General features: G+C 37.2%; 12 protein-coding genes. 7 read left to right on the top strand and 5 right to left on the bottom strand.

Features of this window, described 5'->3' with window-relative positions:
* Together R2Q77_RS15440 and R2Q77_RS15435 are read left to right on the top strand one after the other, a co-directional pair.
* Positions 1-903: a putative zinc-binding metallopeptidase gene (locus R2Q77_RS15440; protein WP_316804624.1), complete on the top strand. Its 903-nt coding sequence runs from the start codon at positions 1-3 to the stop codon at positions 901-903.
* A 12-nt stretch (positions 904-915) separates the two neighbouring features.
* On the top strand, positions 916-1,794 hold the full coding sequence (locus tag R2Q77_RS15435) for a DUF4302 domain-containing protein (protein ID WP_316804623.1): 879 nt from the start codon (positions 916-918) through the stop codon (positions 1,792-1,794).
* A 143-nt stretch (positions 1,795-1,937) separates the two neighbouring features.
* On the opposite strand, the gene R2Q77_RS15430 is transcribed toward R2Q77_RS15435, so the two are convergent.
* The 3 genes from R2Q77_RS15430 to R2Q77_RS15420 form a co-directional block, all read right to left on the bottom strand.
* Positions 1,938-2,309, bottom strand: a complete 372-nt coding sequence (locus tag R2Q77_RS15430; protein ID WP_316804622.1) for a PEGA domain-containing protein — start codon at positions 2,307-2,309, stop codon at positions 1,938-1,940.
* A 280-nt stretch (positions 2,310-2,589) separates the two neighbouring features.
* A complete protein-coding gene (locus tag R2Q77_RS15425) occupies positions 2,590-6,066 on the bottom strand; it encodes a preprotein translocase subunit SecA (protein ID WP_316804621.1) in 3,477 nt (1,158 codons plus the stop codon).
* Between the two features lie 137 nt (positions 6,067-6,203).
* Positions 6,204-6,644, bottom strand: coding sequence for a hypothetical protein (locus R2Q77_RS15420; RefSeq protein WP_316804620.1), 441 nt, complete (start codon positions 6,642-6,644; stop codon positions 6,204-6,206).
* 186 nt (positions 6,645-6,830) lie between these two features.
* Between R2Q77_RS15420 and R2Q77_RS15415 the strand changes: the two genes are divergently transcribed.
* On the top strand, positions 6,831-7,004 hold the full coding sequence (locus R2Q77_RS15415; protein WP_316804619.1) for a hypothetical protein: 174 nt from the start codon (positions 6,831-6,833) through the stop codon (positions 7,002-7,004).
* A gap of 96 nt (positions 7,005-7,100) precedes the next feature.
* On the opposite strand, the gene R2Q77_RS15410 is transcribed toward R2Q77_RS15415, so the two are convergent.
* Both R2Q77_RS15410 and rsgA read right to left on the bottom strand, forming a co-directional pair.
* The gene (locus R2Q77_RS15410; RefSeq protein ID WP_316804618.1) at positions 7,101-8,051 is read right to left on the bottom strand and encodes a Smr/MutS family protein; all 951 of its coding nucleotides are present in this window, start codon (positions 8,049-8,051) and stop codon (positions 7,101-7,103) included.
* A 73-nt stretch (positions 8,052-8,124) separates the two neighbouring features.
* Positions 8,125-9,045 carry a ribosome small subunit-dependent GTPase A gene (rsgA, locus tag R2Q77_RS15405; RefSeq protein WP_316804617.1) on the bottom strand — a complete coding sequence of 307 codons (921 nt, stop codon included), beginning with the start codon at positions 9,043-9,045 and terminating at the stop codon, positions 8,125-8,127.
* A 491-nt stretch (positions 9,046-9,536) separates the two neighbouring features.
* Here rsgA and thrA point away from each other — a divergent pair, with 491 nt between their 5' ends.
* From thrA to R2Q77_RS15385, 4 genes are read left to right on the top strand one after another with little or no spacing between them, the layout of a single operon-like run.
* Positions 9,537-11,990 (top strand): bifunctional aspartate kinase/homoserine dehydrogenase I, encoded by a 2,454-nt coding sequence (gene thrA / locus R2Q77_RS15400; RefSeq protein ID WP_316804616.1) that lies wholly within the window; start codon positions 9,537-9,539, stop codon positions 11,988-11,990.
* Between the two features lie 4 nt (positions 11,991-11,994).
* Positions 11,995-12,447, top strand: coding sequence for a DinB family protein (locus R2Q77_RS15395; RefSeq protein WP_316804615.1), 453 nt, complete (start codon positions 11,995-11,997; stop codon positions 12,445-12,447).
* A gap of 5 nt (positions 12,448-12,452) precedes the next feature.
* Complete coding sequence (locus R2Q77_RS15390; protein ID WP_316804614.1) at positions 12,453-13,085, top strand: LysE family translocator; 633 nt, start codon at positions 12,453-12,455, stop codon at positions 13,083-13,085.
* A gap of 31 nt (positions 13,086-13,116) precedes the next feature.
* Positions 13,117-13,596, top strand: a complete 480-nt coding sequence (locus R2Q77_RS15385; protein WP_316804613.1) for an N-acetyltransferase — start codon at positions 13,117-13,119, stop codon at positions 13,594-13,596.
* The last annotated feature ends 11 nt before the right edge of the window (positions 13,597-13,607 follow it).

Here is a 13,607-nt window from a genome sequence, read left to right as displayed (position 1 = left end):
ATGAAAATTAAATATAACCTTATATGCTTAGCCCTCATCAGCTTGATTTATACATCTTGTAAAAAAGAAAAGCTAAGCGATAAAAGTGTTTTTGTGGATTCTAATCTTCCTAAAAATGCTTTAGATAATTACGTATACAACAATTATACTGTTCCTTATAATATCGATATCATTTACAAATATGTTGATAGAGAAAGTGATATAACTTATAACCTGGTGCCTGCAACATACGATGCATCGGTTAGAATGACAAAGTTATTGTTGCAATTTGGTTTAAAACCCTATGATGAAGTTACCGGAAGCAAAACTTTTATTAAGAGATATTTTCCTAAACTTTTATCATACATAGGCAGTTCATCAGTTAAAAGTAATGGTACAATTGTACTTGGAACAGCCGAAGGTGGTAAAAAAATCAACTTATACAATTTAAATAATTTACCTACAAATTCTACAAGCATCAGTTATTTAAATCAATACTATTTTCATGTTATCCACCATGAATTTCAGCACATACTTAACCAAACCAAGCCTTTTCCAACCAGCTTTCTTACAATTTCTGGTTTGGCATATGTAGGTGATACCTGGAATACAGCGTTTACATCTAATGCGGCGGCAATTACTGCCGGCTTTATTTCTCCATACGCATCAAAAGAAGGTACCGAGGATTTTGCTGAGTTATATTCGTTTTACGTAACCACATCTGCAACTGATTATACGGCTTACTTAAATTCGGCAGGAACTTCTGCAGCAGCATTAGCAGGGATAGCAACCATTACAACAAAAATGGAAATTGTTAAAACCTATATGAAAAATGAATTTGGAATTGATATGGATGTATTAAGGGCAAATATTCAAGCTAAAGTTGCAGGCTTGCCAACATTTGATCAAACCACCCTACCTTAAATTAAAAGAATCATGAAAAAACAATTTTTATTAGTATCAATAGTATCAGTTCTTTTATTTGCAGGTTGTGATAAAAAGAAAGATAGAATATTTGATGAAGATCCAACCACAAGATTAAATGCCAGTGTTGATAATGTGTATAGTGCGGTTAAAACAAAGCAAGCATGGATATTTAGTTATTATCCCGGTGTAAATACGGAATACGGAGGATTTAATCTTTTCCCTAATTTCACCAGTGCAGTAGATGTAACCATCCAGGCAGATTATGTAGCTACTTTACAGACTGGCAGTTTTAAAGTTTATCCAGGTGCCGGGCCAATCCTCACATTCGACAGCTATAATTCGGTTATTCATTATTTTGGCTTACCGGCCTATTATACAGTTGGCAATGGCTCTAACCCTACAGCTGCTCAACTCGCGGCAGCCAACATCGGAACTACAGATGCAGGCATGAAAGGTGATTTTGAATTTTTAGTGCTTAGTGCCAACCAGGATTCTATCTTGTTAAAAGGTAGAAAATATGGCAACATTATGAAGATGAAATCTGTTGATGCGGCTCAATTGCCAACCATTATTACTAATTACAAAGCTGCTGCAACTACTTTTAATGCATTCAGAACTTTTAAATTAGAGGTAAACGGTACTGCCTATGCAACAACTTCTACCACTTCTACAGTAAGTGGCGTGGTAAGGCCAAATCGTTATTTGAATGTAACAGGTAAAAGCATAAGCATTTCGTTTATAGTAACCGATACAGGCCTTGAATTTTATAAAGAGTATCAAATTGATGGTGTTAAATTTAGTAAGCTAAAATATAACGCCCCAAATACTACTTACGCAAAAGGCTATTATTCAAACAGCAGTGGTTCATTTAAAGTGATTCCATTGTAGGAATACAATTTGTAATTTATTTACCGCCACAATTAACATTAATTGTGGCGGTTTTTTTTTGTCTGATTATTACCTAAAAAAGCTTAAACAAGATTAACATCAAAATGCCCTCGTTTTCAAGCGCCTGAAAAGGTGAGTTGATTTTATTTTTTTGGTTCTAATTTAATTTCATGAACCTTTGGATCGTACTTCATCATAGCGCCTGTAGCCGCATCTATTGCGAAACCAAATAAGCCTATTAAATTTAAAACAGCTACCGGATTAAAGGTGGTTCCAGGTTGAAATGTTTTTGTTTCGTATCCGTCCAATTTCAAGGATAATGTTTGTCCCGTAAATCCTTTCTTTAAAGGAACTGCCATCGGGGTTACGCCAACTTTAATGCCATCAACTTCAATGTCGGCAGCCGGAGGAATAGAATTAATTTGAACGGTTTGTTTTGACCCTGTAAAAACAGTGGCGCAGCTGGAGAACAGCAGTGTCGCGCTCAAGGCGGCAACGTTAAAAACTTTTTTCATTTGTGTGTTTGTGTGTGTGTTTCTTACTCTTATGGCTTTTCAGTACCGCCCCGTTTATAATGGTTTCTGGACTCCATTTTAAGTTTATTTATCATCAGGAAACTGCCTACCAGTTTCAAATTGATTTATTCTATTTTTTAATCCTTTCGCAACATCGAAACTATAAAAACTTCGAAAATCCCCTTTTCTAAATATAGGGTTTAATTTGAAAATTAAAAATTTAGTTATACAAAAAAAGGCCTTGATTTCTCAAGGCCTTTACAAAATATTTATATTTTAATTACAAATTAGCTCCGTGGCAGTTTTTGTATTTTTTGCCACTACCACAAGGGCAAGGCTCATTACGCCCAACGGTTGCTTCTTTGCGAACGGGTTGCTGAGGAACTGCTTCACGTGTATCTCCAAATTCAACACCTGGCTCTTCTCTTCCAAACTCTTGTTTGGTTGTTTGTAGCTTAGGTTGTTTTTGCGGAGCCGGAGCTTCTCTAACTTGTTCTGCTTCCTGCTGAACAGGAATACCACCTTTATACAAGAAACTTACAACCTCTTTATTTACTGCATTCAGCATGCTTTTAAATAAGTTAAAGGCTTCCATTTTATAAATTACCAATGGATCTTTTTGTTCGTAAACTGCATTTTGAACAGACTGTTTCAAATCATCCATTTCACGTAAATGCTCTTTCCAGCTATCATCAATTAAAGCAAGTACAATTGTTTTTTCAAATGAACGAACAACTTCTTTACCTTTATTTTCAATGGCCTTCTTCAAATCTACAGCAACCTGGATTCCGCGAATACCATCTGTAAAAGGAACAACAATTTGTTCGATATGCTCACCACGCTCTTCAAATACCTGTTTTAAAACGGGCAATGATTGCTGAATAATTGCATCTGATTTACGGGCGTAGAACGATTCAGCCTCATCAAATAATTTCTCTGTTAACTGAGTTACGTTTGATGAAGAGAATTCTTTTTCGTTAATGCTGGTATCAAATGAGAAGTTTTTAATCACTTCTAATTTAAAGCCGTCATAGTTTGCTTCTTGTTTATATTCAGTAACGATATCTTCAGCAACATCGAAAACCATATTGTTCATGTCCACATCTAAACGTTCGCCGAATAAAGCATTTTTACGTTTAGCATAAATAACGGTACGCTGAGAGTTCATTACATCATCGTACTCCAATAAGCGTTTACGAATACCGAAGTTGTTTTCTTCTACTTTCTTTTGTGCACGCTCAATAGATTTTGTAATCATGGAGTGCTGAATTACCTCGCCATCTTCGATACCCATACGCACCATGATACCAGAAATACGTTCTGAACCAAATAAACGCATTAAGTTATCTTCCAGCGAAACGAAGAATTGAGATGATCCCGGATCACCCTGACGACCAGCACGACCACGTAACTGTCTATCTACACGACGTGATTCGTGACGCTCGGTACCAACAATAGCTAAACCACCAGCATCTTTAACGCCTGCCCCCAATTTAATATCGGTACCACGACCAGCCATGTTGGTTGCAATGGTAACGGTTCCTGCCTGACCAGCTTCGGCAACAATATCGGCCTCTTTCTGGTGCATTTTGGCATTTAATACATTGTGTTTAATTCCGCGGAGTTTAAGCATCCGGCTTAACAACTCTGAAATTTCTACTGAGGTTGTACCAACCAATACCGGACGACCTGCTTTTGGTTCTAACTGACCAGTTTGAGGGTTAACCGCAGGTATTAATGCACCTTTAGCATCAAGCTTAGGTACGGCTCTACCCGTTGCATCGTATTTAACCACCGGTTTACCGTCTTTTTGTTTGGCATTTCCTTCTTTATCCAGTTCATATTCTGTTTCGTAATGAGAATATGGGAAAACAAGGAATTGAATTTCAGATGCTACAGCATTATATTTTTCACGAACGGTACGGTAAACGTAATCCTGCTCATCTCTTCTTGAAATATTTCTGTTGGTCGGAATCTCAACCACATCTAATTTATAGATAGACCAAAATTCGCCTGCTTCTGTTGTTGCAGTACCCGTCATACCGCAAAGTTTGTGGTACATACGGAAATAGTTTTGAAGTGTTACGGTAGCATAGGTTTGTGTAGCATCCTCAACCTTAACATTTTCTTTAGCTTCAATTGCCTGGTGTAAACCATCTGAGTAACGGCGGCCATCCATAATACGACCGGTTTGCTCATCAACAATTTTAATTTTACCTTCATCAATGATGTATTCAACATCAATTTCGAATAAGGTATATGCTTTTAACAACTGGTTTACAGAGTGAATACGTTCTGCCTTAACAGAATAATCACGCATTAAAGCATCTTTGGTTACTACTTTCTCTTCTAAAGGAAGATCAGATTTTTCCAGTTCCGCAACTTCAGTACCTACATCAGGCAATACAAAGAAATGAGGATCTTCTCCTGATTGGGTAATTAATTCAATCCCTTTTTCAGTTAATTCTACCTGGTTATTTTTTTCATCAATATAAAAGAACAATTCAGAATCTACCTTTGGCATATTCTTAGATTGATCTGCCATATAGTGGTTTTCTGTTTTTAACAACAAACCACGTACACCGCTTTCACTTAAGAATTTAATTAAAGCTTTGTTTTTTGGCAAACCACGAAAAGCACGTAATAAAGCTAAACCGCCTTCACCTTCTTCGGTACCGTTGTTACCGGCATTGATTAATTTTTTAGCTTCGTTTAAAGCTTGTGTTACATAGGCTTTTTGAGCATTAACCAAACGCTCAATGCGTGGTTTTAACTCATAAAATTCGTGCTGATCGCCATGAGGAATAGGACCTGAAATAATTAAAGGGGTACGTGCATCATCAATTAAAACTGAATCGACCTCATCCACCATTGCAAAGTGCAATTTACGTTGCACCAACTGATCTGGCGTTTGCGACATATTGTCACGCAGGTAATCAAAACCGAATTCATTATTGGTTCCGTAAGTAATATCTGCAGCGTACGCTTTTCTTCTTTCTTCTGAGTTTGGTTCGTGTTTATCAATACAATCTACACTTAAACCATGGAATTCAAATAAAGGGCCATTCCACTCACTATCCCTACGGGCAAGGTAATCATTCACGGTAACAATGTGAACACCCTGACCGGCCAGTGCATTTAAATAAGCAGGCAATGTACTTACAAGGGTTTTACCCTCACCAGTTGCCATTTCCGCAATTTTACCACTGTGTAAAACAACACCACCAATTAACTGTACATCGTAGTGTACCATGTTCCAGGCTACTTCTGTACCGGCTGCATCCCATTTATTGGCCCATTGAGCTTTATCGCCAATAATTTTAACATTGTTTTTGCGTGCCGCATAATCGCGGTCAAACTGGGTAGCCGTTACTTCTAAAAATTCATTTTCACTTAAACGGCGCGAAGTTTCTTTAACAACGGCAAATGCTTCAGGAAGAATTTCTAAAAGTACTTTTTCCAGTTCTGCATCACGGTCTTTACCTAAAGCATCAACCTGATCGTATAAAGCTGTTTTCTGGTGAAGATCTAAATCTTCGTTTTCTGCATCAGCTTTTAAGGCCGAAATTTTAGCATCTATATCTGTTAAAAAAGCAGAAATCCTGCCTTTAAATTCTATTGTCTTAGTGCGCAATTCATCATTGCTTATTGAAGAAAGCTTTGCATATTCTTCGTTTATTTTAACAACCAGCGGCTGTATGCTCTTTATATCTCTTTCTGATTTACTTCCGAAAACCTTGGCTAAAAATCCTAACATTATATCTTAAATCGTATTTATTATTAAAAAATTGTTGTGTTACAACAACCACGCCATGGCTTGTTCTAAGTCAGTTTGGCAGTTGCTGGTTTAAATGGGGATCAAAATCTTATCAAAAGATTTTTCAAGAAAGAGAACTAAGGGCTGTTGTTCTTTGGCTTTTTCCGTATCGTTAAATCAGCAATAACCTGATTTACGCTCACATATTTTTCGACTTTTAATTGCGGTTGGGTACCAATTAAAGCAAGTCGGGTGTAAGAAAGCAAATAAGGATTACGGTGTTCATTAAGCTTAACCGACACATTATCAGCTGTATTCACACTGATTTTATGCTCATTACAATATTCATTTAATATCCTAAGCCCTTCAACACGTTCGGCTTTTGCCAAATGTGTTAAGCTAAAAAATACAAGAGATATGGTAACCAGGTGTTTCATTAATAGCGGCAAAGCTAATTTTAATCTTTTATAAAAAGAAATTTCATTATCGCAAAAAGTGTACCTTAATTTTAGTGTTGTCGCTCCACATACGGTTAAGCGTTCCAAACCGGCTAACAAAATAACGGTTAAAGCTGGCAAAACAACCTATTTTATTGGAAAATTATCGCCGCGTTTGCATGCTTTTTGGTAGTCCTGCTCTTGCTGCAAGCCCGGTAAAAAAACGGGGCTTTCCATGTCGATCAGGCTTATTTAACAGGGGTTCTCTGGGATGCTGTATATTCTTTTGACTTCGAAAACAGCCCGAACGAGTTAATTGAAATTATTTTGTTTAATGACTTACCGCTTCGGATTAGTGCCGGGATTTTTGAAGGTCGTAAGGAAGCGATATATAAAATGCAGAAACCTAAAAATAGTTTTTACGCTTTTACAATAGATGGCGCATTTGAAGTAGAGGAGCGCTTAATGCATGCCCGCGATGGCTTAGCACTTTGGGACTGAGCAAATAGAATTAGAGGCATTAAGCAACAACTCCATTGTACTTATAGTTGAAATACTGAACTAATGGGAGTGAAAATTCGCTCCCATTAGTTCGGCCTATTTAAATACGACTTCTGTAGCACCGTAGCCAAATTTTTCTTTACGGGCATCCATATAGGTTTTTATATGTGGATTTTTGCTAATCAGTTTATGGATTTTATCTCTTAGGGTTCCGTTTCCGGTACCGTGTATAAAAATAATTTTATCAAAATGATGTACAATGGCTGCATCCAATGCATGCTGAAAATGAGCTATCTGAATCTGCAACATTTCATCGGCTTCCAAAAAGTGATGATCGTCTCTTAGCTTTTCTATATGTAAATCAATCTCTCTTTCAGGCGCGGATACCGTTTTCTTTTCGGCAGGTGATTTAAAGAAACTCTCTTTTAATTTTTGCGCATCGATGGTTACCTGAACCTGTTCGTCTAATCTGATTAACCAGCCTTTATTTTTTAATTGAGGTAATTCTTTTTGATCCGTACTAAAATCTTTTGCCCTGAATTTCTTTTTAATTACTACAGGCTCAACTGGTTTGACATCAGCTTTGCTAAACATCAGAAACTGAAAATTAAATTCGGGCCAAATGTCCAGATCAGGAATGGAAGCCGAATAGACTAAGGCCGACTGATGTGCTTCGATAACACCATAAAAAGAACCTGCATATTTATCTTTACGCTGGGTTGTTAAACTAACCAATAAAACATTTGGACTGTGGTTTTGTAAATGGAAATGAACTACATTACCTACTTTTTCATCTGTAGCCACGGCAAGGTAAATTCCACTTTCAGTTTTATTTATTGTGGGCACGTTTACAACTATTGGCTTCGGTAAATCTTCTTCTTCGGCTGCACCATAGCCATGTACCGAGGTTAAATTACTTACCGCAACCGGAATTTCAAACCCATCACTATCTGTTACGCCCAGCGTTTGGTTATCAATAACCTTGGTTACATAACCCTCACGTTTTTCATCAACAAAACGAACAAAATCACCCAGTTTAAATTTCATCTTTTATTTTTTTAACCACAAACACTCCCACATTTATCAGTTAAGCGATTGAGTGTTGTTTCGATTTTTGTTTTTAATGTCGGGTATCATTTCCGTGGAAAATGCTCAGGTAACTTTCGTACCTCGAAACGGCAATTTCACCTGTATTAACAGCTTCTAAAACGGCACAACCAGGCTCATTTATATGTCTGCAATTGTTAAAACGGCAATTGTGCGAAGTTTTAAATATTTCCCTGAAAAAATGTCCAAGTTCTTCCTTCTCAATATCAATAACGCCCAACTCCCTAATGCCTGGGCTATCCACAATAAAACCACCCTGCGGCAATTCAAACATTTCTGCAAAAGTTGTAGTATGCTGTCCTTTATCGCTCCAGTCAGAAACCTCGCCGGTTCTTAAATCACGATCAGGCAGAAGCGCATTAATTAAACTTGATTTCCCTACACCTGAATGACCAGAAATTAAAGTAATTTTATCGGTAATCAATTCCTGGATAACAGGTATATTAATTCCTTTCAGTGCGGAAACTTCATAGCATGCATAACCAATATTTTCGTAGATATTTTTAAATTCCTGTAGAATTTCAAGCCCTTCCTTGCTAAACAAATCTAACTTATTAAATACCAGAACTGCAGGAACATCATAGGCCTCTGCAGTTACCAGAAAACGGTCTATAAAACCTAAAGATGTGCGTGGCGAGGCTAAGGTAACCACCAGCATAGCCATATCCAGATTTGCTGCAAGAATTTGAGCTTGCTTACTCAGGTTAATGGATTTGCGAATGATATAATTTTTACGGGGTAGCATCTCATTTATTAAACCTTGATTGCTATCTCGTTCCAGCTCAAATTTTACCCGATCTCCAACCGCTATCGGGTTGGTGGTTTTAAGTCCTTTAATCCTGAATTTGCCTACAATGCGACAATCGTAGCGTTTACCATCGTCGGCTAAAACACTATACCAACTCCCTGTAGATTTAATAACTAAGCCCTGCATATTTGCAACAAAGGTATTAATTAGGAATGGAAAAGGCTGTAAGATAGAAGTGGTAAAATGGCATATGGGAAAAGAGCCACAAACTTATTCCTCATTTACAAGCTTATCCGCCTTTGTTTGGTATTATCACCAATTGCACAAAAACAAACCATATTCATTTTAGGCGGTACGGTGATAACACCGACCATGAGCTTCCTTTCTTTATTCAAAATATATGGCTATTTTATTTAGTTAATCGTTTTATTGATAAATTTTAAATAAAATTGAAAAAATATTTGCATTTTAAAAAAATATTCTCCTACTTTACGGTGTACAAAGTACACAAAGACAAGATGAATTTTAACACTTCGATTATTACAACAATTATTACAACCACCGGTATAAACCAGAGGGACTAATTTGTTGTAAATTGAAAAAACATAAAACACAAAGAAAGTCCCGACCCGAGTCGGGACTTTTTTTTTAACCCAAATTTTTTAAACCCAAAAATAATGAAGGTACTCAAATTCGGCGGCACATCCGTAGGTTCGGCCGAGAACATTAAAACACTCTTACGCCTGGTGGCTGAAGAAAAACAGAAGAACAATCCGATAGTTGTATTATCGGCAATGAGTGGCGTAACCAATTTGCTAACGGATATGGCCGAAAGTGCCGAACGAGGCGAAGATTACGACTCATCTTTAAAAGAAATTGAAGCAAAGCATTTTGCGGTTATTCGCTCGTTGCTTCCAGCAGCAGCTCAAAATCCGGTGTTTACCCGGTTAAAAATCTTTTTTAATGAGCTGGAAGACTTATTACAGGCCGTAAGCAATTTGCGCGAACTGAGTTTGCAAACCAAAGACCAGATTTTAAGTTATGGCGAGCGCTGCTCAACCTTTATGATTGCACATATTGCTGCACAATCTTTTGGTGAAGCGCAGTATGTAAATGGTTCGGAGCTAATTAAAACTGATGGTAATTTCGGTCAGGCAAAGGTAGATACCGAATTGACTGAAATGTTAATCAACGATTTTTACCAGGCCAACAAAAGTAAGGTTCTTTTTGTAACTGGTTTTATTTCAAGCAATGCAGCTGGTAGGATTACGACTTTAGGCAGAGGTGGTTCTGATTATACCGCAGCAGTTTGGGCTGCCGCTTTAAATGCAGAGGAAATAGAGATCTGGACAGATGTAAATGGTATGATGACCGCAGATCCACGTATTGTGAAAAAAGCATTCTCTTTGCCAGAGTTAAGTTATACAGAGGCCATGGAGCTAAGTTATTTTGGGGCAAAAGTGATTTATCCACCCACCATGATTCCAGCTTTCATGAAAAAAATCCCAATTGTTATTAAAAACACTTTTGAACCGGATTTTGCAGGCACTTATATTAAAAGTGATGTTAAGCCATCAAGTTTACCCATCAAAGGAATTTCTTCTATTGATCACATCAGCATCATTAACTTAAGTGGTAGCGGTATGGTGGGTAAAGCGGGTTTCAGCGGCCGTTTATTCTCTTTACTATCCCGTGAGCAAATTAACGTGGTGCTGATTACTCAATCTTCGTCTGAGCATAGCATTACTTTTGCAGTTAAACCCGCTGATGCTTCACAGGCCATTGCTTTAATCAAAAAGGAATTTGAACTGGAACTGGATGCCATAAAATTAGAACTTCCGGAAGTTGAAAACAACCTTGCAGTTTTAGCTATTGTTGGCGAAAACATGAAACGTACACCTGGAATGAGTGGCCGTTTATTTAATGCCTTAGGCAGAAACGGAATTAATGTAAGGGCAATTGCACAAGGCTCTTCCGAATATAATATTTCCGTAATTATCAGTGCGGCCGATCTGTCAAAAGCAGTTAATGCGGTACACGATGCTTTCTTTACCGATTTAAAACGAACCCTAAACATTTTCTGCTTAGGCACTGGAAATATCGGCAAAACCTTATTTAATCAATTGCGGGAACAAATGCCTTTCTTAGCTGCCAATAATGATTTGCAGGTTAAAGTTGCCGGAATAAGCAATACCAGGAAAATGGTTTTCAAAAGCGAAGGTTTGTCTTTAGAGGATTGGGAACAAGAATTAAATAATAACGGCGAACCAGCTGACCTGTCAGTTTTTGTGGAGAAGATGAAAGCCTTAAACTTGCCAAATTGTGTTTTTGTAGACAACACAGCAAGCGAATCGCCAATAGAATTTTATCAGGGCATTTTTGAAAGTAGTATTTCTGTGGTTACCTGCAATAAAAAGGGGAATTCTGCAGATTTTGCACAATACAAATCATTTAAAGATACTGCCCGTAAGTTTGGTGTAGATTTTTATTATGAAACCAATGTGGGTGCAGGCTTACCAATCATCCGCACACTACGGGAATTGATGATGAGCGGTGATAAGGTTGCCCGTATCGAAGCCATCTTATCGGGAACAATTTCTTATATCTTCAATAATTTTAAAGGAGAAGCAGGTTTTTATGAAACCGTTAAAGAAGCACAGGAATTGGGTTATACCGAACCCGATCCGCGTGACGATTTAAATGGAAAGGATTTTATGAGAAAAATGCTCATCCTGGCTCGCGATGCAGGTTATCCTTTAGAAGCAAGTGATGTAAAGATTGATAACATATTACCACAAGCCTGCTTACAGGCCGCAACGGTAGAAGATTTTTATAATGAACTTCAAGCCAACTCAGCCTACTTTGAAGAACTTAAAAATAAAGCGGCTAACGAAGGAAAGGTTTTACGCTACATTGGTAAACTTGAAGATGGAAATGTAGAAATCAGTCTACAAATGGTTAACGACAGCCATCCGTTTTACATGCTATCGGGAAGTGATAACATTATCTCCTTCACTACCGACCGGTACAAATCGCGCCCTTTGGTGGTTAAAGGACCAGGTGCTGGTGCAGAAGTTACAGCTGCAGGCGTTTTTGCCGACATCATCAATGTAGGCAACTTAAACAATTAAGGTAATGAGCCTCGTTTTGGAACAAAAAAATGAAATTCTTAACCTGGTTGACCAGGCTTTGATTGATTTTGAAAATATTGTAAAAGAAACCTGGAATTATAAACCCAATCCGTTAAAGTGGTCTAAAAAGGAATTATTAGGTCACTTGGTTGATAGTGCTTCAAATAACATCCGCCGTTTAATTGTAGGACAATATGAACAAGGAGTTAAAATTGTTTATCACCAGGATGAATGGGTTTGTTATCAGAATTACCAGGAAGCTGATGTTGAAGATGTTAAAATGCTTTGGAAATTACTAAACGGGCACATTTGCAGGGTAATTGAAAAAATACCTGAAAATAAGCTGCAAAACATTTGCGATACCGGGAAAGGAAAAATAGAAATGCATACCCTCGCCTATTTTATTGAAGATTATATAGTGCATTTAAAATACCACATACAACAATTAATTTCATAATTATTATGTTAGGGATAGAAAATTTAGGGGCTTTTATATTAACGGCAATTATTGTGGTTATTACACCAGGTGTAGATACGGTAATGGTTTTAACGCGCAGCATTTCGAAAGGAAAAACTGCCGGTTTATACTCTGCTTTAGGCGTAAGCCTGGGCTTGCTTGTGCATACTTGTGCAGCCACCTTTGGGCTCTCTCAAATTTTATCAAAATCGGCAATGGCTTTCAGCATCGTTAAGTATTTAGGAGCAGCCTACTTAATTTATTTAGGTTATAAATCTTTTACCGGAAAAAGTGAACCTGTTGAGGTTAAACTTGCCGAAACAAAAGTTACGGGCATGAAGCAAATGTTCTTCACCGCATTGCTAAGTGATGTTTTAAATCCTAAAATAGCCTTGTTTTTCCTCGCATTTTTACCCCAGTTTATTAGTAGCACCGAAATTAACAATCCAGTTCCTTATTTAACATTGGGCATAATCCTGTTTTTTGTAACCTTAATCTGGTGCTCATTTTTAGCATTAGCCGGAAGTAAGGCAGCCCGGTTATTTAATAAAAACAAAAACATTGAAAACTGGATAAACAGAACATCAGGTGTTATTTTTATCCTGTTGGGTTTAAAAATAGCTTTAACCAAAAAATAGATACGTTTTATAAGTGCAAACAAGTCATTTAATGAACATGCAGACAGAGGTTTTGGTCAAAAAAGATTTAAGCATTCTCGAAAAAGAAGCCATCATTATACTTTGGAATCAAGAGTACCCAAAAAGGCTAAACTTAGAAAGCTTAAATGCATTTGATGAATACTTAAATGCTTTATCGCAGAAAGAGCATTATTTATTATTTATCGATGGCGAAATTAAAGGTTGGGCATTTACCTTTATAAGAGAAGAAGAAACCTGGTTTGCAATTATTATTGACCAGAAAGTGCAAGGCAGGAGAAATGGCTTGCTTTTGATTACTAAAATAAAAGAAACTAACACAGAACTAAATGGCTGGGTGATTGATCAAGAAAGTGAGATTAAACAAGACGGACAATTTTACCATTCACCTTTAAAATTTTACCTGAAAAACGATTTTAGTATTTGTGAAAATATCAGACTGGAAAACGAAAAAATGTCTGCTTTAAAAATAAAATGGGTGCGCAAAAAATAAACCTTGCCACA

Source organism: Pedobacter nototheniae (assembly GCF_032678625.1).
Classification (GTDB): domain Bacteria; phylum Bacteroidota; class Bacteroidia; order Sphingobacteriales; family Sphingobacteriaceae; genus Pedobacter; species Pedobacter nototheniae_A.
Note: the sequence above shows the minus strand (reverse complement) of the source record. Positions and strands in the feature narration are given on the sequence as shown.

What these genes read in the sequence shown, in the direction of transcription:
- R2Q77_RS15410 (WP_316804618.1), bottom strand. Translation starts at nt 8,051, where the DNA reads ATGAAATTTAAACTGGGTGATTTTGTTCGTTTTGTTGATGAAAAACGT.
- thrA (WP_316804616.1), top strand. Translation starts at nt 9,537, where the DNA reads ATGAAGGTACTCAAATTCGGCGGCACATCCGTAGGTTCGGCCGAGAAC.
- R2Q77_RS15385 (WP_316804613.1), top strand. Translation starts at nt 13,117, where the DNA reads ATGAACATGCAGACAGAGGTTTTGGTCAAAAAAGATTTAAGCATTCTC.
- R2Q77_RS15440 (WP_316804624.1), top strand. Translation starts at nt 1, where the DNA reads ATGAAAATTAAATATAACCTTATATGCTTAGCCCTCATCAGCTTGATT.
- rsgA (WP_316804617.1), bottom strand. Translation starts at nt 9,045, where the DNA reads ATGCAGGGCTTAGTTATTAAATCTACAGGGAGTTGGTATAGTGTTTTA.
- R2Q77_RS15425 (WP_316804621.1), bottom strand. Translation starts at nt 6,066, where the DNA reads ATGTTAGGATTTTTAGCCAAGGTTTTCGGAAGTAAATCAGAAAGAGAT.
- R2Q77_RS15390 (WP_316804614.1), top strand. Translation starts at nt 12,453, where the DNA reads ATGTTAGGGATAGAAAATTTAGGGGCTTTTATATTAACGGCAATTATT.
- R2Q77_RS15430 (WP_316804622.1), bottom strand. Translation starts at nt 2,309, where the DNA reads ATGAAAAAAGTTTTTAACGTTGCCGCCTTGAGCGCGACACTGCTGTTC.
- R2Q77_RS15435 (WP_316804623.1), top strand. Translation starts at nt 916, where the DNA reads ATGAAAAAACAATTTTTATTAGTATCAATAGTATCAGTTCTTTTATTT.
- R2Q77_RS15395 (WP_316804615.1), top strand. Translation starts at nt 11,995, where the DNA reads ATGAGCCTCGTTTTGGAACAAAAAAATGAAATTCTTAACCTGGTTGAC.